The organism is Aquimarina spongiae (assembly GCF_900141785.1).
GTDB classification, from domain to species: Bacteria; Bacteroidota; Bacteroidia; order Flavobacteriales; family Flavobacteriaceae; genus Aquimarina; species Aquimarina spongiae.
This window is the reverse complement of the sequence record NZ_FQYP01000001.1, coordinates 1-26,716: the sequence shown is the minus strand read 5'-3', so window position 1 is coordinate 26,716 and position 26,716 is coordinate 1. Positions and strand designations below refer to the sequence as shown.

Annotated in this window: 18 protein-coding genes; 9 read left to right on the top strand and 9 right to left on the bottom strand. The window is 34.3% G+C overall.

The window, feature by feature from the left end; genetic code table 11:
- Positions 1-43: 43 nt before the first annotated feature.
- Together BUE24_RS00090 and BUE24_RS00085 are read right to left on the bottom strand one after the other, a co-directional pair.
- On the bottom strand, positions 44-952 hold the full coding sequence (locus BUE24_RS00090; RefSeq protein WP_084549338.1) for a DUF2911 domain-containing protein: 909 nt from the start codon (positions 950-952) through the stop codon (positions 44-46).
- Between the two features lie 162 nt (positions 953-1,114).
- The gene (locus BUE24_RS00085) at positions 1,115-1,942 is read right to left on the bottom strand and encodes a helix-turn-helix domain-containing protein (protein ID WP_170864522.1); all 828 of its coding nucleotides are present in this window, start codon (positions 1,940-1,942) and stop codon (positions 1,115-1,117) included.
- A 59-nt stretch (positions 1,943-2,001) separates the two neighbouring features.
- Between BUE24_RS00085 and BUE24_RS23775 the strand changes: the two genes are divergently transcribed.
- Positions 2,002-2,142, top strand: coding sequence for a hypothetical protein (locus BUE24_RS23775; protein ID WP_170864521.1), 141 nt, complete (start codon positions 2,002-2,004; stop codon positions 2,140-2,142).
- 230 nt (positions 2,143-2,372) lie between these two features.
- On the opposite strand, the gene BUE24_RS00080 is transcribed toward BUE24_RS23775, so the two are convergent.
- From BUE24_RS00080 to BUE24_RS00060, 5 genes are all read right to left on the bottom strand, one after another.
- Entirely contained in the window at positions 2,373-3,941 is a 1,569-nt protein-coding gene (locus BUE24_RS00080) for an MFS transporter (protein ID WP_073312338.1), read from the bottom strand.
- Between the two features lie 24 nt (positions 3,942-3,965).
- The gene (locus BUE24_RS00075; protein ID WP_084549337.1) at positions 3,966-4,970 is read right to left on the bottom strand and encodes a family 16 glycosylhydrolase; all 1,005 of its coding nucleotides are present in this window, start codon (positions 4,968-4,970) and stop codon (positions 3,966-3,968) included.
- 6 nt (positions 4,971-4,976) lie between these two features.
- Positions 4,977-7,364, bottom strand: coding sequence for an alpha-amylase family protein (locus tag BUE24_RS00070; RefSeq protein WP_073312337.1), 2,388 nt, complete (start codon positions 7,362-7,364; stop codon positions 4,977-4,979).
- 203 nt (positions 7,365-7,567) lie between these two features.
- The gene (locus BUE24_RS00065; protein ID WP_073312335.1) at positions 7,568-9,172 is read right to left on the bottom strand and encodes a RagB/SusD family nutrient uptake outer membrane protein; all 1,605 of its coding nucleotides are present in this window, start codon (positions 9,170-9,172) and stop codon (positions 7,568-7,570) included.
- A gap of 17 nt (positions 9,173-9,189) precedes the next feature.
- On the bottom strand, positions 9,190-12,231 hold the full coding sequence (locus BUE24_RS00060) for a SusC/RagA family TonB-linked outer membrane protein (RefSeq protein ID WP_073312334.1): 3,042 nt from the start codon (positions 12,229-12,231) through the stop codon (positions 9,190-9,192).
- Between the two features lie 403 nt (positions 12,232-12,634).
- Between BUE24_RS00060 and BUE24_RS00055 the strand changes: the two genes are divergently transcribed.
- The 8 genes from BUE24_RS00055 (at position 12,635) to BUE24_RS00020 (ending at position 22,889) form a co-directional block, all read left to right on the top strand.
- A complete protein-coding gene (locus BUE24_RS00055) occupies positions 12,635-13,507 on the top strand; it encodes an AraC family transcriptional regulator (RefSeq protein ID WP_073312333.1) in 873 nt (290 codons plus the stop codon).
- Between the two features lie 356 nt (positions 13,508-13,863).
- Entirely contained in the window at positions 13,864-15,018 is a 1,155-nt protein-coding gene (locus tag BUE24_RS00050) for a mandelate racemase/muconate lactonizing enzyme family protein (RefSeq protein ID WP_073312332.1), read from the top strand.
- A complete protein-coding gene (locus tag BUE24_RS00045; protein WP_073312331.1) occupies positions 15,002-16,441 on the top strand; it encodes an aldehyde dehydrogenase family protein in 1,440 nt (479 codons plus the stop codon). The genes BUE24_RS00050 and BUE24_RS00045 overlap by 17 nt, the downstream gene beginning before the upstream one ends.
- 2 nt (positions 16,442-16,443) lie before the next feature.
- Positions 16,444-17,394, top strand: coding sequence for a 2-dehydro-3-deoxygalactonokinase (locus BUE24_RS00040; RefSeq protein ID WP_073312330.1), 951 nt, complete (start codon positions 16,444-16,446; stop codon positions 17,392-17,394).
- Positions 17,387-18,022, top strand: coding sequence for a bifunctional 4-hydroxy-2-oxoglutarate aldolase/2-dehydro-3-deoxy-phosphogluconate aldolase (locus BUE24_RS00035; RefSeq protein ID WP_073312329.1), 636 nt, complete (start codon positions 17,387-17,389; stop codon positions 18,020-18,022). The genes BUE24_RS00040 and BUE24_RS00035 overlap by 8 nt, the downstream gene beginning before the upstream one ends.
- A gap of 3 nt (positions 18,023-18,025) precedes the next feature.
- Positions 18,026-19,543, top strand: coding sequence for a sulfatase family protein (locus BUE24_RS00030; RefSeq protein ID WP_073312328.1), 1,518 nt, complete (start codon positions 18,026-18,028; stop codon positions 19,541-19,543).
- A gap of 68 nt (positions 19,544-19,611) precedes the next feature.
- Positions 19,612-21,600: a glycoside hydrolase family 127 protein gene (locus BUE24_RS00025; RefSeq protein ID WP_073312327.1), complete on the top strand. Its 1,989-nt coding sequence runs from the start codon at positions 19,612-19,614 to the stop codon at positions 21,598-21,600.
- A 275-nt stretch (positions 21,601-21,875) separates the two neighbouring features.
- A complete protein-coding gene (locus tag BUE24_RS00020) occupies positions 21,876-22,889 on the top strand; it encodes a LacI family DNA-binding transcriptional regulator (protein WP_073312326.1) in 1,014 nt (337 codons plus the stop codon).
- A 219-nt stretch (positions 22,890-23,108) separates the two neighbouring features.
- Here BUE24_RS00020 and BUE24_RS00015 read toward each other — a convergent pair whose 3' ends face one another.
- On the bottom strand, positions 23,109-24,998 hold the full coding sequence (locus BUE24_RS00015) for a CBM96 family carbohydrate-binding protein (RefSeq protein ID WP_073312325.1): 1,890 nt from the start codon (positions 24,996-24,998) through the stop codon (positions 23,109-23,111).
- A 335-nt stretch (positions 24,999-25,333) separates the two neighbouring features.
- The coding region (locus BUE24_RS23560; RefSeq protein ID WP_139241881.1) for a CBM96 family carbohydrate-binding protein at positions 25,334-26,716 on the bottom strand (1,383 nt) is incomplete at its 5' end.

The window sequence follows — 26,716 nt, the reverse complement described above, 5'->3', positions numbered from 1 at the left end:
AGTTATAGAGGCTGTTTTTTTTAATATAGTTATATAACCAAAGTTATTTTCCCCAATCAACGATTGCTTTTTCTATTTTATGCTCCCATTCAGGATTCGAAAATCCTTTGAACAAGTTTTTTTGCGCTTCTCTTGCAGCTGCAACAGCTGCTGATTTGTTACCCATTGCAAATAGAATTTCTCCCTTCAAATAATGCGTATAAAAAGCCGTATTACCCGTATCAATAGATTTCTGTATGTAAGCTAGTGCTTTTTTATAGTCTTTCTCCTCTATAAATAAATACTCACTTACCAGATAATACTTATACCCTACTCTTCTTTCATTTAACCCTAGTGCAGTGGTAAAATTCTTTTCTATCTCCTCTCTATGCTTCTTACCTATAGTTATTGGTAATCTAACTCTTGAATCTTCCCATTGTATAAATAATTCTCCGTTGTTCATAGAAGTATTCATAAACCCTATAGTAAAAGTTTCTGTAAATTCGGGAGAATCTTGCCTTTCAACCTCGAACTTGAAAACATTGTTTTCTTCTTTATATGTGTACTGACCCCACCCATTGGTATCTGTATTAAAAATGATAGTCCATTTATCTTTATTGGGAATAGCATAGAGCGCATATTTCCCTTTTGGAATTGTATCAGTTTGAATTATATATTCGTTTTGCAAATCGAGAATAGTTTGGTAATCTGCACCAAGACGCCATATTTTACCATATTGTAATAATCCACCAAAAATTTTTCGGTTTTTGACATTCGGTCTACCATAATTTACCTTAATGAAACTAATTCCTATTTTTTGTGACACTTCTGCTCTTTGACTTGTAGTTGGTCTATTTAACCTTCCCAAATCCTCTTTAACAGGATCTGTTTGAGATTGAATGGATCCAATAAGAAATACCGCTATAATCAGTACCAATAATTTTTTGATTTTTACACTTAACATGTTTTTCATTTTTAGCTTAATTAATCTTTTATTTGAAATGCATGGAATTTATTATGATTCCAAGTCTTGAGAACAGCAAACATCCATTAAATACCAATAATACGAGTTGCAATTAATTTTTTGCAACACGAATTTATATATCTTTAACATTCTTAATTTTATGAGATAACGTTATAGGTGTTCTCTAAAATTATTTGGAGTTACTTTTTTTATTTCTTTAAATGCTCGATAGAAACTTGAGGTATCTCTAAAACCACATTCATAAGCAATATCGGCTATTTTTCGTTTTCTTTCTTTGTCTTGTGTTAAAAGAAAAACACTTTTCTCTACTCTATACTTTTTAACAATTTTAGTAAAAGACGAATTTAAATTTTGGCTTATAACTTGGGATAAAAAGTGCTTTTTTACTTGTAAACGAGTGGCCATTTTTTCCAAATCAAAAGAGTCATCCAAAAAAGGTTCTTCCTTTTCGAGGTAGTATAAAAATTTTTGTGCTATTCGTGCTGCTTCCTCTTTAGAAATGGAAGAATTTTTATAAGCCTTTTTTTGATTGTTAGAATAAAAATAGTGATCAGGTTTTAGAATAATGGTGTATATCAAAAAGTGAATTAGCATCCCTACAAATAAGGTGAAAAAGGAATTATGAAAATATTTTGTCCAAAGTGTCCAATACAAAAAATTTATAAACATAAATGTAGTGAAGATATATAGTACAATTTTAAACCAATTATATTTTCTTGTAATATCATCCTCCTTACTGCCAACTCTATTAAAAGTATTCAGGACATAAATTGTCGCTAGCCCAAACACAAATGAATAACTGATAAAAAAGAATTTGTGTAAAAACAATCTCACAAGTCTAAAACACCAAACATCATTCGAGTACCAACCCCAACCAATCTTTGTGCTTGAATCCAACACATAGTAAGGAATAAATGCTATATATATCAATAAAGGAATACTTAATAGCATAACACTTTCATACTTAAAAGTTCTCATTTTGATGAGTTTCTTACCGTACAAAAACAACACTGGCCCAATAAAGTAAATGGACGGATATGTTGAAAGCATTAAGTAAGGGAATTGTTTTAAAATATTTTTCTGCACCAGAAATAACTCCAGAAGATAAAGGGAAAACACTACCAAAAGAAACATTAACCACACATTTTGAGGATTATTTCTTTTCAATAAAACAATAAAAGCTAAAAAGAAACCTTGAAAAGAGCTAAACAACAAAAAGTAATCATAAAATTCATCCATAACACAAATGTACTTTGCTATGTATTAAGCCTTCCGTAACATTAGACTAGATTTTATAAAACAAATAAAGTCATCTAAGATTCGTAAAGGCATAAAAACACATTACAAATATATTTGTTTGGAATGTTCTAATTCCTCCAGTCGTATGGTAATTGTTAGAATTACTTTTTTATTTCTTTTGTTGAAGTTTTAATTGAATCTCTTCTATTGTTAAATTTTTGGTCTCTGGTAAGAACTTATAAAGAATAATCAAACCTAGAAATACAATACCCGAATAGAAAATAAAGATTGTACTTGCTCCCATATTACTCAATTGCCAGGGAAAAAAGAATTGTACCAAAGCACTTACTGAGCTTGAAACTAAGGCGAATAAAGGTATTGCTATCCCACGTAAGGAGATCGGAAAAATTTCTGAAAACAACACCCACATAATAGGCCCAATTGAAAAATTAAATGCTGCAACAAAACTCAAGATTCCTAATAAAATCAGAAGCGCATTAATATTTGCAGACTCCTTCAAAAAGACGCTTGAATTATCCCGTGCAGACTTGTTTCCCATTATGGCTTTAATTGCTCTTTTGAATTCAATGTCATTATCGTATTCTTTTCCTACTAACACATTCAGTTTTTCAACCTCGGGAACCGTGTTCATTTTAGCAATAGCCCCTTCTGTAATTGTATAGGTTGCCGTATTAAAACCATATGCACATATTCCTAGACTTAAAATTATCCAGATAAGCCCTCCGATCACCAAAGGACGTCTTCCTATTCTATCAATTAAAACCAAGGATAAAATTGTCGCTATTAATCCAATAACACCTAACCATATCGCACTTGCAAAAGCACCATCTGTACCTAGTCCCAGTTGCTCAAACATCGTAGAAGCATAGGTCATAATAGCATTTATACCTGTAGATTGTTGCACTATCGCCAAAGTAAGTCCTACGATCAATATTATTCTCCTAGGTTTACTAAAGATCTCTGACAATTGTGAACCTATTGATCTATTGCTATTGGAGTTTTCTACACTTTCTTTCATCTCCAAAATATGTCCTTCGACTTCACTTTGCGTATAAACTTTTAACAAGGATTTTTTGGCTTCTTCGATCCTGTTCTTATAGATCAGCCAAGCTGGACTTTTAGGGATTTTAAATAATAGAATATACCATATCAGTGCAGGAATAATCTCGATCCCCAGCATCCACCGCCACCCGGTATACGCCAAATTTATGGTCTGTACCCATTGCGCATCAGATGACATTTGTTGTAAAATCCAATAGTTGATAAAATAAGCCGCAGAAAACCCTATTCCAATATTAATTTGCAACATAGAAACCAACTTACCTCTCTCGTACGCTGGAGCAATTTCACCCATATACATAGATGCCAATGTAATAGAACTAAAAGCTAATCCTCCTAAAAAACGCGCTGCAAAAAGTGTTGTAAACGAGGTCGCCAGAGCAGATCCAACTGCAGAAACGATATAAAGTAAGGCTATGGCCTGCAGTGTTCTTTTCCTACCATACTGATTACTGGACCAAGCTGATAATGGCAAAGCAATGAGTACCCCTAACCCAGGACCGAAACCTATAGCCCCAACTTCCCAATCATTCAAGTTAAACTCGGAGGTAATGAACTTAAATCCGCCAGAAATTAATGCCGCATCAAGACCAAACACAAAGCCTCCTAACGCTACAATTGTTGCATATATGTATGCATTTCTTTTTTCTTTACTCATATTATTCCTAGTAAAATAGGTTATTTATACTTGTTTTTGCCAGACCCGAACATAATCTATTTGATAATCTACAACTCCATCCTCTTTTTGATCATCTGGGCTATTTGCTTCTAATTCTTCTTTACTTTTTGGATATCCATTCCAATGAAAAATTTCCATATCTAACCATAGATGAATTGGAACTTTGGCTACATAACCATTATAATTTTCGTCTACATCTCTATTCTGTTTGGCCCATTTGGTCACTTGTTCAGCACTTATCACAGATAATAATTTTCCATCAACATAGTATTTTACTCCTTTTTCATTCCATTCGAAACCATATACATGAAAATCTTCTGCCATTCTAAAACCAATGTCTTTTCGTTCTGTGTAAGTAGGTTTCCCTCTTAGCTGTTTCCAATCTCTTATAGACCACCATAACTCGCTATCCAAATGCTGTTTATCTAGACCCACTCCATCTCCAAAAGATTCAAAAAAATCCATTTCAATACCTCTCCCGGTAGACCAAAAAGCACTGGTAACTTGTGTGTCGGCTGATTTGCTACGTATCTCAACATATCCATATCTGAATTCTCTTCTACCAATAAAACAAGCTGTTGTTATATTTTCATAAGGCATTGCTTCTCCAAAAACAGGCACTCTAATTTCTTCACTGAAAGGAAAATCAGGCTCCCATCGCACTTCAAGATTTAAAATTCCATCTTCCAAACGATAATTTCGACCAGAAAACTGTGAAGGTGCTCTTCCTTTCCAAACTTTTGTTTGGGGTTTATCCGGGTGCTTATAAAACGGTTTTCCATTTTTAAACTTACCTACTATGTACCATTTTTCTTCGTCAATTTCCGAATCATTAAATTCATCGCTGACCTCTTCATTCAATAACCAATTCCCATTATTTTCTTGATCGGATAGTGGTAGTACCTGATTATTTATCACTTCAGAAGACGGATGTTTCACTTTTTTATTTTGACAACTATCTGGCAAAACTATACCGGGTATAATCAGGAAAAAGAATATTTTTTTCATTGAATTTTATATTCCTTTGGAAATATTTATAAGCAAAACTCCTTTGGACTCTAATTTAAAACTTGACTCCAGTTCAATACCATTTAGCATATTAGTCACTCTCAACTCTCTACTATCATTGCAACTAATCTTCAAATCAGCTGTAGTTTTTCCCAAATTAATAATAGTCATAATATACCCCTTACCCTTTGGATCCTCAATTATTCTCCAAGTACAGCTTTTATGACCAGAACTGTTATTTTCCTTAAGCTTGATATTGGATATATTATTGGTAACACTTGATAGGACTAATTCCTTAAAAGCATTCGGGTTACTTGCTTTGGGGTAGATTAAATTTCCGTTACCTGATGTTAACCGATCCTCACGTATTTGTCCATATTCATTTTTAGATAAACTATTTGTACTATCAATAATAATAGTTCCGCCCTGATCCAAGTAAGATTGTAATGCCAAAAATTCACTATCCGTTACATACTCGGTCTTATAAATCGCAATGACATCCCAATTACTGTGGTCTTGTTTTTGGATAATTTTTTCCGTTGCAAATCCAAGAGTTAATCCTTCAAAGTATAAAGATTCATATAGTTCTGAATGTTCTGTCATATGATATTTTTTGTTGATAGCTGATGTCTCTGAATGAAATAACCTCAACGGTCTTCGCTGATCACGAAGTGCCAGAATTTCTTCAGAAAAGCTATTCAAATCATACATAACCTGTGAAACTTCGTTGACCACATGTGGCTGCATATTGACCGAACCGGCATAAGAACCCGCTAATGCAGGATCAAAAAAGTTCAATTCTCCTTCCAATCGATCTTCCGGAGAGCCATCAGGGTCTCTTGCCCAAAACCAAGACAGACTTACATCCATACCATGTAAAGTCGCCAACCAAAAACTACTCCTTACATAATCCACAGGTGTATCCAACTCCCTCCATCCGGAAGTGGATAAAAAATGCCCTTCAGAATTAATGTGTATTTTTTGAGGAGAAACAGACTCTTGGAAATCATAAGAATGCGCTAATTCATTCCAATAAAACGCATAATTTTCTTCCCATTTTTCTGGTTTTTGGGAACGGTAGTTTCTACCTCCTGTTATTTTTGCATCATCACCTATCATCGAAGTCAATTCTGTTAGTGCTTCATAATCCACCCCGTGCGACCGATAATCATCTACAAATAATTTTGCCATTATTTTTATATGGGTATCTGCATCTGGGTTTACAGATCTTAATTCGTTTTGCAAAAAGGTGAACCACTCTGTACCTCTATCCATATTATATCTGCACCAGTCATACCAAATTGGAGTTCCTCGCTTGGCTTTGTCCATTGGGATCTCAATATCGATACCATCAAAATCTTTAAAATTGCTTTGCCAATTTTTATTCAATGTATCAATCTCGTTATCATATTTTTTGGAAAGCCAAACTCTAAATTTGTTTAAAGTATGAGATGAAATTGAATTCATCTCCAGAAAATTATAGGTCCAATGTCCTTTTTCTGAAAACCAATGGGGTTCGTTTGATAAAATATATCCTAATTGTGTTACTTTTTTATCTTTTGTTACCTCTCCTGTTTTTTTGATTACTTTACTCCATACGTCTCTTACCAAAGGGTTATCTATATCAAATCCGGTAAATAAGGATCTCCCCTTGCCAATTTCAGGCTCTTTCTTTTTCATCCAATCCGGCACTCCCATATTCCAAAGCAATAGAAAACCAATATTGGTATCAGGTACTTCTGTGATATAGCTCAAAAGCTTTTTATCAAAAGTACCATCTTCATTAAGCATATATGGGTTACTGGGTCTATCTTGATTTACTTCGTATAAATGGCTTCCTGTATGATAAATTGCTCCCAAATGATCATTGTACACATTGTTATCTGTTAATGGAGCTCCAACAGTTTTGGAGAAGTAATCATGTAAAAAAACCGGCCTCCCATTGTTTGTCAAAATATTGTCTTCTACCTCAATATTTTGCCAATCTATTTTTTGAGCAGCCCTTCTTGTAATATTGTCATCTATAAGATCTTTTAAATTCTTAATCGCTACGTCTAAAATTTCAATGACTTTTTTTCTTTCAAAATCCGGTAATTCGTTTGCTAATTTTACTTTATCCTCTTCATATTTTTGATAATATCCGAATAATTTCTCGACTGCATCTCTATTCGTTTCATCCCAATTAGCGAACTTTAGAAACTCTTTGGCAAACCACAACGTAGTTTCTTCCCGTGTTACATCCAATGATTTATTTTGAGCTTTTTGTATTAACCCTTGTAATACTTCAATTTTGTATAAAGCATCTTTTTTATAACTATTTTCTTCTTGATTACAGTTAGTAAAAAAACAAACTAGTAAAATAAGTAAAGGGTATTTTATAAAAAGTCGAGACATTTTTTTGCGATAAATATTGGTTATTGTACTGTTATTGCCAAAAACAATGTTTTTCTAATACTATACATCACTTACAAAAGTGACCTGTTTGTCATAAGATTGATTAATTAATTCTATTTCTAAAACATAAACAGAGGAATAAAGTAGCCCTCTGTTTATTATTTTAGATCCTTTATAACTACAATCTATAAAAAAAAGTGAGTTTAGTTTATTAAATTGGGGTTCTCATCCACAATCACCTGTGGCAAAGGAGAAAAATAATTATCGATACCCAAACTACCTTCTATTAAGTTAATCTCCTGAAGTAAGGTTCCGTCATTGCTCATAGAAGTTGCAGGAGTTCTGTTGTTTAAAGCCTGTTCCACCCTTTGTGTTCTTACCAAGTCGTTCCATCTTAAATATTCTCCCGCAAGCTCCCATTTTCGTTCAGTAAAAGCTAATTCTGCTAAATCTCCACTGGTTATATCTACATAGACTAATCCCGGTATTTCATTTCCTTCCAAATCCAGTTGCGGAACAGGACTTGTAACTGGTGTATTATATGGTAAACCTGCAGCTCTCCTGCGCACCATATTCAGAGCTTCCCAGGCATCAGTCGTTATATTTCCCGATCGACCAGAAGCTTCTGCATATGTTAAAAGAATTTCTGCATATCTCATATAAAAATCATTGCGCTCTGTAAAATGCCAAGCACCAGTCATCGGTAAATCTCCTGGAGGACCTGTTATTTTTGCCAAAATTGGACTTCTTTGTAGGCTCAGATTCTTCCAATCTATATCCATTCTATATGTCGCTTCTTTTCTTGCTCCTTCTGGAAAATCTTCAAAAAACTTTATTTCACCATACGTTTCATCCCAACCTCTAAATGGAGCTTCTCCGGGATAACCAACTCTATTAAATTTTAAGTTTCTGATTCGTGCGCTACTGTTATAGGCAATGGTAAACAAAGATTCTTTATTAAATCTATTTTCTAATTTCCATAGATCCTGAAAATTTTCCAACAATCCAAAACCATGCGCTCCACTTTCATCCATTACTTTTTTTGCCATTTCTGCGGCAGCACTATATTTAGAAGTATCATTTAACGGAAAACCTGCCCAATCCAAATAAAACCGAGCTAACAATGCTCTTGCAGAACCTTTGTTTACTCTTGATGCTCCTTCGACTCCAACTGCTGTAATATCCGGATTAATCATTGGTAATCTAGACTCTGCCTCCAATAAATCAGATTCAATCTGCATAAAAACATCAAGACGTGACGATGTAGTTACATCTTCTTGTGGAAGCCTAGATAAAGCCAACGGTAGTTTTTCATGAGTTCTGGAAAGATGATAGTAGGCCATTCCTCTTAAAAAGTAAACCTCTCCCAATAATCTAGAAAGTTCATCTTGATCCACAGTATCAAAACCCAGCAATGCATCTACCCTAGATAATATTATGTTTGTGTTATTAATCACATTATACATTCCTCTCCAGTTATTTAGTAGTCTTGCATTGGTTGCATTTACATTCCGTTGGTCAAATTCTCTAAAATCTCCCTTATTCAATCCTGAATGTGTAGTGATATCATCCCCTGCCCAACTAGGTGCATAAAAAGTGGTGAAAACGGCTGCTGTTCGCACCAATCCATACAAACCAAAAACACTAGTACGTAATTCTTCCAGACTAGCAAAAGATTCTGGTGGTACACTAAACTCTGTTAAATCAGGATCTAGTTCTGCACAGGAATTTACCGTACCTATTGTTACAAATATTACAATTCCGAAAATGAGCCTCATAAAGATCTTGTTTTTCTTATCTTTTTTCATTTTTCTTTTTTTTTGAATTAAAAATCAAATTTCACTCCTAACGTATAGGATCTTGGAGTCGGTATTGCTCCAATGTTTATACCGGATGCTACATCTAAGTTGGCCGACGAAGGATTTCCTGGTGTGGATGTTACCTCTGGATCATAACCACTATAATCTGTTATAATTGCTAGATTTTGGCCACCGATGTAGAATTTGGTTCGTGCCCCAAACAAATCTTTTATAGTGTATCCAATGGTAAGATTACTTAATCTTATATAATCTCCGTCTTCTACAAACTGACTAGAATTGAGCAATGTATTACTTCCTAATCTCGGGACATCCGTTTCGTTTTCGGGAGTCCAGGCATTAAGGGCATTGAATGATAAATTATCTCTAAAAGCACCTCTTTGTCCGTTGATTGCTCCTTCTACCAGATTAAACACTTTAAAACCATGTGCTCCTTGAATAAAGACATTTAAATCCCAATTTTTGTAAGTAAAGGTGTTATTAAGTCCCCAAGTGGTTTTAGGGATCCCACTACCTAGAGGTTGTAACATTGGACGGTTATTTTCATCCAAAAGATATCTAGCATCACCTGGTCGAAATAAAGGTGTACCATTAGGTCTTGTTGGTATGTTATCGGTGCTCTTCCAGGTACCTAAAAATACAAATCCATAAAATTGTCCTAATGGCAATCCTTCACGTATAACATTTATGGGGTTTGTTGTTCCATCTATTGATTGGATATTTCCTACAATTTGTTCCTGTCCGTCATTAAGTGCAATAACCTCATTCTCTACATATGAAAGTGCTAGGCTCGAGTTCCAGATAAAATCATCATTTTGTATGATATCTCCAGATAAGGTAATATCAAATCCTTGATTTTTAACCTCTCCAACGTTACTGGAGAAATTTATATTGGAATTAGGGAGTTGACGAACTAATAGAAGATCTCTAGTATTTTTAATAAAATAATCAAACGATAATGAAAACCTATTCAACAAACCAATATCTACTCCGGCATTCCATTGCTCAGTAGTTTCCCAAGTTATATTGGGATTTGCTGCTCTGGAGAATCTATTTCCAATTACTGCAGTAACCCCATCAAAAGTAACCGCAGGAAATACATTAAGGACACCAGCTTGGTTAGCAAGTGGTGATATGAATTGGCTACCTACTTCTCCCCAGCTTACTCGAAGCTTCAAATTATCAAACTTGCTGTCTTCTATCAGCTTATTAAATCCGTAAGCCAAAGACACAGAAGGGAAATACCCGGTTCTGTTATCCTCTAGAAACCTAGAGGATTGATCTACCCTAAGTGAAGTAGTTAAATATAGACTATTGTCGTAACTATAGGTTACCCTACCCAAAAAGGATTGGATTGCCGTTTGCCCTCCTCCATTAGTAAATCTTTGGTCGTCTGGATTACCTTCATCACCTCCAACAAAAAAACCAGGTATAGTTACATCAACGGTACTATATGAGTTGCTTTCAGAACGAGACCCTTGGAATTCGTATACCGCTGTAGCGTCCAAATTATGGCTACCAAAATTGTTTTTGTAATTAAGTATATTACTGACTTGATGATTAGTGATTCTTGTGTTATTAAAGTTTACCGTAGTATGACCTACAGCATCTGACGTTGAATTATCACCGTCAATTATAAAAGATTGTAAAGTGTTATTTATCGTAGCTAAACCTACAATTAAATTATAGGTAAAACGATCTGTGATTTTATATTTAAAATCAATATTTGCGTTTAGTCTATCTGTAATAAATTCTCGTTTGCTTCGATTTAAAGCCGCAATGGGATTTGGTCTATTATTTGCAAATGAATTCAATGATTCAATATTAAAACCATCATTTATATCCTCATTCCCGCTATATATTGGAGTAGTAGGGTCATATGTAATAGCTCTTGTTAATAAACTCCCAGTTACTCTATCAAAAGAATTAGGGTTATTTATATCAGTTTCTCTGCTTCCAAAAATATTCACTCCCAAAGATAGCTTATCTGAAATGTCGGTTTTGACATTAGATCGTATGGAATATCTTTCGTAATCATTTGTTATAACAACACCATCCTGATTTACATAATTACCGGATAAAAAATAACTGAAATTATCTGATCCTCCACTAATAGAAAGTTGCGTATTGGTACCGAAAGCATCTCTAAGAATTGCATCTTCATAATCAATAGGGTTGGCTGCAAAATTTGCTATTTCTGAATTACTAAAAATTGGAGCGTTACCATTATTGATTCTTTCTTCATTCTTGAAACGTGCAAATTGTTCTGAACTTAACCTGTCTATGGACCGAGACACTTCAGAAATGGTTGTAAATGTTTCAACACTTACTTTGGTCTTTCCTTTTCCTCTTTTGGTAGTCACTAATATCACACCATTAGAACCCCGAGAACCATAAATTGCCAAAGCCGAAGCATCTTTCAATACATTAATAGACTCAATATCTGCGGGATTAAGACTTTGTAAATTACCTCCGAAAACACCATCGATTACTACCAAAGGAGCATTGTTTCCTGTTACAGAATTTACTCCTCGAACTCTTACTTTTATTTGTGAACCTGGAATTCCACTAGATTTTTGAATGGAAACACCAGAAACTCTACCTTGTAATGCTTCTTCAGGTCTTGATAACGGTTGATTTTCGAAAGATTTTGATTTTAAGGTAGAAAAAGATCCTGATAAATCTTTTCTTTTGGCAGAACCATAACCAACAACAATAACATCCTCGAGTTCTTCAGAATCGGCTACCAATTTTATGGTAATACTTTTCTGATCCCCTACCAAAATACTTTGAGTTTCGTATCCCAAATAAGAAACAACCAATATATCATTGGGTGACGCCGTAATACTAAAATTACCATCAAAATCTGACACTACTCCTCTCGTTGTATTTTGAATAAGAACATTAACTCCTGGAATAGGGATATTTCCTTCGTCTACTATTTTTCCCTCAATTAATTCTTGAGCAGATATGTTTAGCACCCCTAATAAAAATATAAAGATTAGACTTACAAAAGTACTTTTAGGTGATGCATTAAGTTTAGCATTCATAATGTTTGTGTTACTATCAATTAATTCTTGTCTCCTTCGGTTTTGATTTCCTTAAAATTTGCAAAATGAAGTTAGTATAGATTGCATCACTTTAAAGTCATCATTTTTTTACCAAAATTTTACTTTTTTTTAAAATCAAGACAAGATTAAATCATTAAATGAAAAAACGGTGGACTTTTTTTACCCCACATATACATTATCTTAACCTTGTTCCTGTTTTTACAATTTTGAAGGTCGTTTTATGAATTATTTGTACCATTTTTAACAAAAATTATTGAAATTTTGAAACCAGAAATTTTGATGAGTACATAAATTTGCATTCTTTAGCATTAAATAAAGGTTAAATACACTATCCTTATAATGTAGTCCTTCATTTTACCCCAATTCTTAACTCCTATTAATAATGAGACTTACATATAAAGAAAATGATCTGATACCCGATAAATCTTTCCTGGTTAGGAGAGATACTATTCCTTGTATTGAAGAAGATTGGCATTTTCATAAAGAGCTGGAACTTATTTATTTTTTAAAGAGTTCTGGTACCAGATATGTGGGTAACTCAATACATCATTTTAATCCAGGAGATTTATATTTGATAGGAAGTAATTTACCACACCTATTCAAAAATAATAGTGAGTATTATTTGAAAGATTCAATCACAGAAAGTGTCGATGTTATTGTAGTTAAATTTGAGCCAGATTTTCTGGGAGAGGAATTCATGCAACTGAGTGAAATGAAAAAAATCAAATCTCTGCTGTATCAATCTAACAGGGGAATAAAATTTTCTGTTGTCAAAAAGAGCCTTATCCATAATCTCTTCATCGATTTGGTAAAAGACAATGGAGCTCTAAGAATTATTAAAATACTAGAAATACTTCATACTTTATCCCAGAATGAAAATTTTCAATTTTTATGTGGAGAGACACAAGCTGCTTTTTTCAGAAGAGAAGAAAAGCAAAAAATTGCCAAAATCATTACGTATTTGACCAGCAATTATGACAAAAAAATAGAGCTTAAAGAAATAGCCTCAATCGCTCATATGACCCCAAATTCATTTTGCAGATATTTCAAAAAACAAACTCATAAATCATTTTCACAATATTTAAACGAAATCAGAATCGTTAATGCCTGCAAACTTCTAATTGAAGGAAAATTACAAATCACCACCATCTGTTATCAATGCGGGTTTAATACCATCACCAATTTCAATAGGCAATTTAAGAACCTAATGGGAATAACTCCTTCTGAATATCAAAAGAAATTCCAAGCCTTTTAAATTTTATCCAATCAAGTGTAGTATTTTTTGGCTTCACTGATTTTCATAAAAGCACCATTCAAAGAATAAGCATCAACTCAAATTAAAGCTATATTTAAGAGGCATCTAAAAAAGAAGAGCTCTCTTTCCAGTCTAAAAGTAATGGGTTAATATAATGTATGTAAAAGATAAAATCTACCTGTTTTAATTGTTAAACATGCATTTAATTTGTTAAAATTTAAAACAATGTTTAGCTATTGTTATCTAAAGATTCCAAAACAATCTTTCGTTCGTAATTCTAATTATTTAATTTCTTTTTTACATAGCTAAATTTCAAACATTTAAATAACAAATTGATTCAACAATAAATTAGTATAGTGAAAATTAAATCAATTGAAAGTTTTGTTCTTTGCGATACGTTAAAAGAAAGTTTTTCTTTTTCTCAGTGGGAATATTCAGAAAGGCGTATATGTATCGTAAAAATAACTACTGACACAGGACATATAGGTTGGGGGGAAGGTTATGGCCCGGCTAGCGTTATAAAAGCAGGTGTAGATTTTTTAAGGTCCTATTTATTAGGAGAAAACCCTTTGGCTACAGAGACCCTATGGAATTTAATGTATCGTAGAACCCTGGACTACGCCAGAAGAGGAATCCTAGTAGCTGCAATAAGTGCCATCGATGTTGCACTATGGGATCTTAAAGGAAAGATTTTGGAACAACCCGTATACGATTTACTGGGAGGAAAAAAAAGAGACAAAATAACACCGTATGCAACGGGTTTGTATTTTACAAACACACCAGATCTTACTGAATCTCTATCTAAAGAGGCAAAAAAATATGTAGATATTGGTTACAAGGCGATTAAAATGAAAGTCGGTCATAGTATCGAAAAGGATATCGAACATGTAAAAGCCATAAGAAAAGCTATTGGTCCTGATGTGAAATTGATGATTGATGCCAATCATGCCTATAACTTAAGAGAAGCTACGCAATTGTCGCTGGCCGTCGAACCTTATGATATTAGCTGGTTTGAGGAGCCTCTTTCTCCAGAATATTACAGCCAGTTTGAAGAATTGAGAAAAAGAACTTCTATTCCTATAGCTGCAGGAGAATGTGAATACTTACGTTACGGGTTTCATACGCTATTAGAGTCAAAATCAATCGATATTCTACAGCCGGATATATGTTCTTCGGGTGGACTTACGGAAGCAAAAAGAATCGCTACGTTGGCCTCTGTATACGGAATAGAAATTGTGCCACATACTTGGGGTACAGGGATTGCTTTTGCTGCTGCTGCTCATTTCATTATGAATCTTGATACAATTCCTGGTCGTTTGCACGATCCGGTATATTATATAGAACACGATCGTACCGAAAATGTTTTGAGAGAAGAGTTAACAAATGATTCCGTAATTTTCAAGGATGGAATTATACAACTAGATGATGATATCGTTGGTTTAGGTTTTACTGTCAATGAAGAGGTAATTGAAAAATATACAATAGACAAGACACATGGACTTTGGACATAAAAAATTATATATTAACGGGGAGCTAACTCCTGCAGTAGGTAATACTCATTTTGATTTAATATCACCATTAAACGAAAAAGTTGTGGCAACATTAAGTTGGGCAACAAAACAAGATACGCTAAATACACTGAATGCTGCTCAAAAAGGTTTTGAATTTTGGTCGAAATTATCTGTTGAGGAGCGTGAAAATTGGATTTTAAAACTCAGAAGCCAAATCATAGAAAAATCAGACGTACTAAGGGAGATGATGATGTACGAGATGGGAAAAAGCTGGAATGGCACTCAAGAGGATATGACGAGCATAACGAATTCCCTTGAATTTTATGCAAAGGAGATTAAAAACAAAACAGATATTCCTATTAATGATAAAGAAGGCACCCACACACATAAAGTGATTCATCAACCTATAGGTGTTGTTGTTGCCTTTCTAGCTTACAATTTCCCCTTATTGAACTTAGGTTTTAAATTAGGCCCGGCTTTGGCAGCGGGTTGTAGCATTATTTTAAAACCATCAGAGTTCTCTCCTTTGTCTGCTTATATGATTGGAGAGATTTGTGAAGAAATCAATTTCCCTAAAGGAGTGATCAATGTGATCTGCGGAGATGTAACAGAAGTGGGTATTCCTCTGTGCGAAAGTACTATTCCCAAGTTGATCACAATGATTGGATCGACAGAAACTGCACAAAAACTAATTGCCCAAAGTAGTAGTACATCTATAAAGCGTTATAGTATGGAATGCGGAGGAAATGCTCCTTTTGTGGTATTCCCCGATGCAGATTTAGATAAAGCAGTAACCGATGGATTTGATTTGAAATACGGTAATGCCGGACAGGTTTGTGTTGCACCCAATCGATTCTATGTACACGATACAATTTTTGACGATTTTGTAGAAAAGTTTACCCAAAAGGTAAAAACTATAAAAATCGGTTATGGAAAAGATGAAGAAAATTCTTCTCTTATGGGACCGTTAGCCAACAAACAATCTCTGGTAAAAGTGGATGATATCGTCAAAAAAGCGCAAGAAGAAGGAGCAAAATTGTTGTTTGGTGGAGAAAGAATAGCAAAAGAAGGATTTTATTATCAACCTACAGTACTATTATTTAAAAATAATGAAGCAAATACTTTACAAAAAGAAATTTTTGGCCCTGTAGCGCTTATCACTTCTTTTTCTTCTATAGAGGAAGCAATTGCATTGTCTAATAGTACCAGTGTTGGTCTTGCATCCTATGTCTATTCCTCTGACGAAGACACCTTACATCAATTTACCAAAGAACTTGAGTTTGGCGAAGTTCATCTCAACGGATTTAAATATGACATCTATCTCCCCCATGGAGGAATCAAGAATAGTGGAATCGGGGTTGATTGCTCTGTATTTGCACTAGATGATTATTTAATTAAGAAAAGAGTTACTAAAGAGTTGTAATAATGAATTTACCAAAGCAATTTATAAGTTGCGATTGGGGTACTACCAATTTTAGAATAAGGCTGGTCGACACTAAGAATTTAAAAGTAATTCAAGAACACAAAACAAATTTAGGAGTTAGTAAATTATATCAAAAATACCTTGAGCAAAAGGAATTTTCTCAAGAGGCTTTTTTCAAAAATTATTTACTAAAGCAACTAAACGTATTCTCAGGTATTGACAAAAACAATCTTTTGGTTATTGCTTCAGGAATGATCACCTCTACAATTGGGATGAAAGAACTTAAATATGCTTCTGTTCCACAATCTATCAACGGTCAGGATATACTTTGTTGTTTAACCTCTTTAGCCAAAGGTATTCAACTTCTATTAATATCCGGAGTTAAAACAAAAAAGGATGTTATACGAGGTGAAGAAGCGCAAGTAATTGGGTTAATGGACCATATTTCAGAAGCTTCGGAAGGAATAATCGTTTTACCAGGAACGCATTCAAAACATATTACTTTTCTTGAGGATAAAATATATGATTTTTCAACATTTATGACTGGTGAACTTTTCGAAATACTGAGCACGCAAAGTATTTTATCCTTCTCCATGACCAACATAAAATGGGATCCAAAGTTTTCGAAAATATTTTTGGATGGAGTACAAAAAGGAATAAATAATGAAATAATGAAAGTTTTATTTTCAATAAGAGCAAATAACATACTTCATCACACCAAAAAAGAAATGAACTTTTACTATCTATCTGGATTGATTATTGGTAGCGAACTTGCTCATTTGAAACAAACTGAACAGCAGATTTTCTTAGGCGCATCAGGAATGCTTCAAGAACTTTATTCTCTTGCTCTGGCATCCAATATCCCTGCGGAAAATTTTACCTGCTTCAAACCAGAAATTATTGACAATGCCCTCCTATTAGGGCATAAAAAAATAGCTAAAGCCTATGCATGATCAAGTATTTTCCTGGAAAAAGTTTGAACAAACACCAATTGTTGGTATCCTTCGAGGGTATACTCTTGAAACTGTTATAAAAATCATTCCTGCTTATCTGAAATCTGGTTTTTACACGATCGAGATAACAATGAATTCTCCAAATGCGGTAACCTCTATTAAAGAGTTGGTTAGTAGTTTCCCTGAGTTGAACGTAGGGGCAGGAACAGTTTGTTCTATGAAAGAGCTTGCAGAGGCATTGAATGCAGGAGCTCAATTCATAGTAACTCCAATTATTAATGAAGAAGTTATTTCGTCTTGTGTTTCAGCAAAAATTCCCGTCTTTCCAGGGGCGTATACACCAACAGAAATTTATAAAGCCTGGAGTCTGGGAGCCGATATGGTAAAAGTTTTTCCCGCTACCCAATTGGGTACTCAATTCATACAAGATATCAAAGGTCCTTTGAAGGAGATTCCCTTATTACCTACTGGCGGTGTATCAAAACAAAACATTACTGATTTCTTAAACGTAGGATGTCAAGGGGTAGGAATGGGAAGTTCTCTTTTTGATAAGAATCTTATCGAAAATAATGATTTGGTTGGATTGGCGGATCATTTTAAAAGCATTACATCAGTTTTAAAAAGATAAAACATGAGCAAGAATAAAACTATAACGTATAAACTGATAAATAAGGTTCTGCTACATATGCTGGCCTTTGTGGTAACAATTTTCTTTACTGTTTCATGCAAAGAAACTTCCAAAGCAGAAAAGCAATCACAAGAATCAAATCTTACAAAAAAAGATGAACGACCTAATATTGTCCTAATCTTATGTGATGATCTTGGCTATGCAGATGTTGGGTTTAATGGAGCTAAAGACATTTTAACTCCGGCAATAGATACCCTAGCAAACAACGGTGCTATTTTCACTTCAGCATATGTAGCACATCCATTTTGTGGTCCAAGCAGAGCGGCATTAATGACTGGAAGATACCCTCACAATATTGGCTCTCAATACAATTTACCTAGAGCTCATAATAATGATCAGAAAGGGATTTCGATAAAAGAGCCTTTTATTAGCAAAGTATTAAACAAAGCGGGGTATTATACAGGTGCTATCGGCAAATGGCATCTTGGGACGGTTTCAAAGTATCACCCTAATAATAGAGGGTTTGATCATTTTTTTGGGTTCTTGGGCGGTGGTCATAATTATTTCCCAGAACAATTTAAAGTAGCTTATCAAAAGGAAAAAGAAAAAGGGAATGATAAAATATGGGAATACATTACCCCATTAGAAGAGAATGGCGCTGACGTAGATGAAACAGAATACATTACTGATGCTTTATCTCGAGAAGCACAAAATTTCATAAATCAAGCTTCAAAAAAAGAATCGCCTTTCTTTTTATATCTGTCGTATAATGCTCCTCATACACCATTAGAAGCTAAAGATGAAGACTTAGAAGTATATGCGCATATAGAAGATAGAAACAGAAGAATTTATGCAGCTATGGTACATGCTATCGATCGTGGCGTAGGTAAACTTGTATCTAGTTTACAAAAAACCGGAGAATTAGAAAATACGCTTATTGTCTTCTTAAGTGATAATGGGGGTAGAACAGACAAAGGAGGAGTGAATACCCCCTTACGAGGTCGAAAAGGAAATACACTCGAAGGAGGAATTCGTGTACCTATGTTTTTTCATTGGCCAAAAAACGTTCCGAAAGGAAAAACTTATGAACATCCAGTATCTGCTCTAGATTTTTATCCAACGCTTGTAAAATTGGCCAAAGCTAAAATGCCAAAAAATAAAATAATAGATGGGAAAGATATATGGTATGATTTTATTCAAGGAAAGAAAACCCGACCCGAAGAACCTATATTCACCTTAAGGCATAGAACAGGAAGTAATGAAGTTGGGATTAGGTTGAATAACTGGAAAGCTTATAAAGGAGAGCGAACTCCTTGGAAACTTTACAACATAGTCAATGATATTGAAGAAAAAAACGACCTTAGTGAACAACACCCAGAGGTCCTTGAGCAATTGGTAGCAAAATCGAATCAATGGGCAAAAACACATATAGAGCCTAAATGGTTTCATGATAAGAAAACAGAAGAAAATTGGTCTACATTGAATATGCCCAATTTTGAAGAAACCTTTACCGTAGAATAATGCTTTTGAATAGTACTTTTTCAATCATTGGTAACATCAACTAAATACATCTAATACACCACAGAGAAATGAATGTAAACGAAGAAATAAAAAAACAAAACATAATAGCACCAATAGAAAGCCCTTTCAAAAAAATGCAAGAAATCAATGTAACAGACTGCAAATGGACCGAAGGTTTTTGGGCTAAGAAATTTACTTCTTTATATCACAACATGATACCGTATATGGGTAAAGTTTTGTGTGGAGATATAGGTCATGCACTGAACAATTTTAAAATCGCAGCCGGAGAAAAAACCGGGACACATCAAGGTATGTTTTGGCATGATGGTGATTTTTATAAGTTTTTGGAAGCACAAGCTTACGTTTATGCACAAACCAAAGACGCAGAACTTTTAAAAGAACTTGATCAATACATCGATATCATTGGCAGGGCTCAAGAAGATGACGGATATATCCATACCTATATACAAACTACAGAAGGAGTAGATCGATATGAAAATAGGAAATATCATGAGATGTATAATGTCGGGCATCTTTTTATCAGTGCTTGTGTTCATTATAAGTTAACAGGACAAAAGAATTTTCTAAACATTGCGTTGAAACAAGCCGAATTGTTATGTACCATATTTATGCCTGAAACTAAGCAATATGGTCGGTTTGGTTTTAATCAAACTCAAATTATGGGTTTAGTTGAGTTGTACAAAATAACCAAGTCTCAAAAGTATCTAAAACTAGCTGAACGCTTTATCAATAATCGGGGTAAGTACGATGTTGAACATCATAGTACTACAGAAGGATATCCTATTGGGGATATGGTTCAAGAAAGAACCGCCCTAAGGGAATCAACCGAAGCTGTTGGACATGCTGTTTTGGCTTTATATTATTATGCAGGAGCAGCAGATGTATATGCAGAAACCGGAGAGCAAGCATTAATTGATGCACTGGATAAACTTTGGGAAAACATAACTGCAAAAAAAATGTACGTTACTGGTGCTGTTGGGCAAGCTCATTATGGAGCATCAACAAACTTGGATATGATTGAAGAGGGGTTTATTGACGAATATATGATGCCAAATATGACAGCCTATAATGAGACCTGTGCAAATCTTTGTAACGCCATGTTTAGCTATCGAATGCTACAAATTCATGGAGAATCCAAATATGCAGATATTATTGAATTGGTACTTTTCAACAGTGGTTTATCCGGAATTGGTATTGAAGGTAAAGATTATTTCTATGCCAATCCTCTACGAATGATTCACAATACACGAGATTACCACGCTCATGAAAATATCACTGAAACACCGAACAGAAAACCTTATCTGGATTGTTTTTGCTGTCCTCCTAACCTAGTGCGAACCTTAGCTAAGATTTCTGGATGGGCATATAGTTTAACCGAAAATGGAGTTTCTGTAAATTTATTTGGTGCAAATGACCTGATTACTTCTTTACAAGATGGGTCATCACTTAAATTAAAACAAGATACCGAATACCCTTGGAAAGGTATTGTAAAAATTACTGTTGAAGCTTGTAAATCGAATGCTTTCGAAATTAAAATAAGAATACCCGCATGGGCAAAGGGCAGTACCCTTAAAATCAATGACAAATCAACCGAAATACAGGTAGTCCCAGGAACATTCGCAACTATACATCGTGAATGGAAAGCAGGTGATGTAATTATTTTGGATATGCCTATGGAAATTACGCTGGTAGAAGGACACCCTAGAATTGAAGAAGTACGAAATCAATTGGCGATCAAACGAGGCCCCATTGTGTATTGTATTGAATCACCAGACTTACCACAAAACACAAGGATACTCGATGTTTATATAAAAAGTAACCAGGACTTACACCTTTATCATCGAATGGATTTTTTAGGCGGTGTAACTACCATTGAAGGAGAAATACTAATTCGTTCAGACCGATCTGAAGATATGTATAAAGTGATTAAACAACCACAGTGGAAGTCATTCAAAACACAATTCGTTCCTTATTTTGCATGGAGTAACCGAGGAGAAGCAGAGATGACAGTCTTCATGCCTGTAATATGGGATTAAACAAATAAACGATGTAAACCAAGCCACTATGCTGTTTAATCAATTATCTCTTGGCATACCTAGTTTTGCGGCATTTTCAGAATGGATTTTTTTCAGGTTCGAAATACCCTTTATCCCTAACAAAAGATAAAGACAGGTAAATAGAGGACGATTAGAAGAGTGTGTACTTATGTTCTTAATTCCTAAAATTCAGGAACAAATATTATAGCGGCAAGGGTTATTTATAGTAAGTTATTATATCAAACGGTGTTACCATTAGTATAAAAATATTGAATATGAACAATAGAATGATGACATTAAAAAAACTTGCAGAACTGTCAAACTTTTCGGTATCAACAGTTTCTAAAGCACTTACGGATAATCCAGAGATTAGTAAGCCAACCAAAAACAAAATTAAAAAACTAGCAGAGTTATATAATTATATTCCTAACATTACCGCAAAAAATCTAAAAGAACAGAAGACACGAAATATAGGTGTAATTATTCCTAATATTTTAGCTCATTTTTTTGCTAAGGTATTGGTAGGTATAGAAAAAGAAGCTAGCAAACAAGGATACCATATCATTACTTGTATTTCAGACGAGTCCTATGATAAAGAAGTAAAAAGTATAGAAATGCTTGCAAATGGAAGTGTTGATGGTCTAATCATCTCTATCTCCAAAGGTACCTTTATAAAAAAGAATTATAAGCATATTCAATCCATTATTGATAGAGGGTTACCTGTTATTCAATTTGATCGTGTAATTGATGAAATTATTACCGATAAAATAGTCATCGATGATTTTAAGTCTTCTTATAATGCAACAACTACCCTAATAGATTCTAGCTGTAAGAATCTTGCTTTTGTAACTCCTATTCATAATACTAGTGTTGGTACAAGAAGACTTCAAGGTTTCCAAAAAGCTATAAATAAAGCATCAAACATTGAATCTTCAAAACTCTTTGTCATTGACGATTATAAAATTTTTGCTAAAGATTTTCAGGGCTATTTACAAAGTGATACTATTGATGGTGTTCTAGCTTCAGATGAATTATCCGCGATTTGTGCTATGAATCTTATTATAGGTTTAGGATTGAAAGTTCCCGAAGATATTTCCGTAATAGGATTCACAGATGGAATATTATCAGAAAACAGCAATCCGCCATTAACCACTGTAAATCAACATGGTCAAGAATTGGGGTTGTTAGCTGTAAAACAATTAGTGAATAGAATAAATCAAAATTCTGAAGAATATAAAACAACTATAATGAACACTTCGTTGATCAAAAGAAAATCCACTTGTAAATAATAAGCTATCACTGTTTTTACTTGATACCAATTTGAGTCATTACCATCCAAATCAGCTGGTAATACTTTGTTATTTACCAAAAAAAAGTTAATAACAAGAATCACTCAAGCTCCCAATAAAAATTGAAGCATTAAAAAAGAGAGCAAAAGCCCTCTTTCTTTTATAAAATTCAAATCATGTTACGTGTATCTTAGTAAGACTTATTCTGACAAAGTGATTTTATTCTTTTATCAATATTAAACTATTTCCTATAGCCTTGATAACATATTGACCAGAAGGTATCTCAGAAAGGTCTAATCGATCTTCTTCTCCTTTAGATATAATGGATTTCAAAATGTTGCCTAAAAAGTCATAAAGCATGATAGTTTCTCCTGATTCTACTCCTGAAACGGTTAAGAAATCATTTGTAGGATTAGGGAAAATTTTCATTTCGATAAATCCTTGTGATACATCAGACTCCTGCTGCTCTTCACATTCTAATTCTAAAACTAACTTTGGAGGGCGATTACCTTCTTTTGATGAGAAAGAAACATCATTACCGTCAATTTGTTTTACAATAAGAGCAATAATTTCCCCAGGAGTAATTCCAGATAGTTCCCATTGATAATATTGCCCTACCCCATAAGAAGTGTTAAGTGATCCTAATTTCCCCATTTCGTCAGGTTTATTACTAGTAGATAGATTTGTTTCTGTCCAATCATTTGAATTTCCCTTGTACACTTCAATTAGTCCACTTCCAGAGTCATTAGACACACTCATTTCTAATACTGCGCCTGTAACATCCTCAATATCCTCAGGAATTTCAAATTTGAGATAGGATACTCTTTTTCCCTTCTCAACACGTAAACTAGTAGCATTGAAAGAGGCGTTTCCTTGTAGATAAGCATCTTGCCATGCAGTTATTTCTAGTATTTCTTCACATCCTTCTCCATTATTCCCTCCATTCCCATTTAATACTACTGGGTAAAAAGTATTTCCAGATGGAGGAGCATTTTTTAATACTCGAGGTTTTGAATATTGATCAAAAACAAATACTTTATCGTTACCACCAAACTGTTCAGAATTCCCCCTACCCTTTGTGATATTATTAAAAATGATATTGTTTGGTCCAGGTTTATCATGTCCATATCTAAATCCTCCTGAGGCAAAAGCTCCCCAGGATCTCCATTGCAAACTAGTAATTCTATTGTTTTCTACTAAATTAAACCCTCTGTCTCCATTATGAAAATTAACGTCTACCTCAATCTCACATTGAGTGACTACATTATATTTTGCTTTTTGCTGAATGGTAAAGTGTCTAATCCTTCTTACTTTCTCATAGGCAAAAAGATTGTAATCTCCTCGAATATCATAATATCCATTACCTCCTCCTCCTTTGTTATAACAAGCATCAATAAAATTATTTCTACATGTAATATGATTTCCCCATATTTCCAAAGGATCGGATCCTGAGTTTTTAAACACACAATTATCAATCCAACAATTTTTTGAATTCTCCTTCATTCGCACAAAAGACACATACATATTTTTGTCTCCTTCAGGATCATTGCTAAAACAACGACTTCCACAAAATCGATTAAGAGGTACGTTACGATCATCATATAAGATAATTGATTTGTTTGGTATATATTCAAAAGTTAGATCTTCCAAACCAGATTTACGAACGTCATCAAACGTGATTACCTGTTTGTTATTACTTCCATTTGACCGTATAATAACTTCAAGTACAACTTGATTTTTACTCTCCCCTCTTAAGATAACATTTGATTTAAGCTGTATCGGTTGGTCAATGGTGTATGTTCCTTCTTTCAATAAGATTACACTTGGTTCCCCTCCCGTATCTACCTGATTAATGGCATCTTGAATTCCTTTTGAATCTGTTGGTGCTAAGGTAATCTTAATCGGCAAGGTATTTCTTAAAGGAATTCCTCCTTCAACTCCTGCCTTTTGCCATTCTCGCATAAAAGGGTAATTAATGTCATTTTTGGAATTATCGAATGTTACTCCAGCATCTCCGATAAATCGTTGACCACGCATTTTTGTAGTTGTCAATATCATTAGCAAAATGATAAATATTATTACGTTGTAATCAAGTCTATTTTCTTTCATAATTAAATTGATTTACTTTATCATTCCTATTAATGGATTTCCAAAGTCAGCTAAAAACCAGCAAAACACTATCAGTTTAGTTTTGGTCATCTCTTCATTTATGGCTGTTACGGAATGAAATTTTGGATATGGATTAATGATCTAATAGATCTTATATGAAATAAACAGCCCACAACTATTGCCACATCAGTACTATACCTCCCCCTTTGAAAAAGAGGTCTCTTATTAAAAATTATTTTAAAAAGTATGATGCTCCAAAAGTATTAAGTGGGCTGTAAAAACTTTATTTTATACTATTCGGTTTTAAGAAATACTCGAATACTACTTTATTATCATTATTGTTTGACAAACTGTATTTTATCTTTTCCGGAGATAGAAATGATGTAAATCCCTCTCTTTAATCTAGAAATATCCATATGCTTTATATTACTATTGGTTTTGGTGTAATAAATTTTTCTCCCATTTAAATCATATATAATAATTTCATCTCCTTCTTGTGTACCTGCTATCTGAATAAAATCATTTGCCGGATTTGGATATACTTTAATTTTAGTTTCTTTAAGAGTATTTGAATATGCTTTGTTATCATTCTTTACACAATCTACTAATACCTCAGTCGGTCCAGTTCCAGTAGGTTTTGTATACACTTTAGAAAGTACAAACTTATCCATTTCAAATCCATCTTCTCTCATCGAAAAAGATATGGTGTGTACTCCTGCTGTGGGTACATTAATGAATATCTTTTCTGGTTCTCCACAGTGATTTGCGCCAGTACGTTGCTTACTCTCCCAAGTCCATTGGTTTTTACCAGAACACCATTGCATTCTTTGTCCAGAAGCGGGCCAGGTTCCGTCGATACCAACGTGCACTCCATTATCCTCAGATCCGGTAGAATGTGCTCGCACCCATACAAAGTATTTTCCTGGGTTTGTAAATTTCACCTTGTAGTTAATAATCGCAACTTGTCCAGGTGTGTTTGAGAAACTCACTCCATTTTCCAAAGGATCCGAATGCGTGACTCTAGTATCTGGTAAAATCTCTAAGTATCCGCCTTCACTAGCTCCGCTAGCATGATTTGGATCTGGATCTGGTGTTGGTGTTCCTGTTGTACTGGCATCAAAAGCATACCATTCTCTATTGGTAGTTTTGGTTTGGTCTACAAAATGCTCTGCTTCTACAGCAACTACTCCATTTTCTTCCAAAGCCACACAATCACCACCAGAGCCATCTCCTCCGTCTCCCCCGCCGTCGTTACACTCAAGCTCAAGGATTAACTTTGGAGCAACACTCCCTTCTTTTGACGAAAAAGAAACATCATTCCCTCCAGTTTGTTTTACAATAAGAGAAATGGTTTCTCCGGGAGTCACTCCTGATAGTGTCCATTGATAAGATTGACTCACTCCATAGCTGGTATTCAATGATCCTAATTTAGCCCCTTCCCCCGGCTTATTGCTGTTAGAAAGATTGGCCTCTGTCCAGTTGTTTGAAGTTCCTTTAAATACTTCAATTAATCCACTTCCACTATCTGAAGACACTGCTAATTCTAACTTCACTGCAGTAACCGTTTCTGTAGCCGAAGGCACGGTAAACTTAAGATATGAAATCCTGTTACCACTCTCTACGCGAAGATCTCCGTTGTTAAAACGAGTGGTTCCTTGCAAGTAAGCGTCTTCTGAAGCAATAGCTACTTTGGTATTATCACATCCACCGCCGTTTCC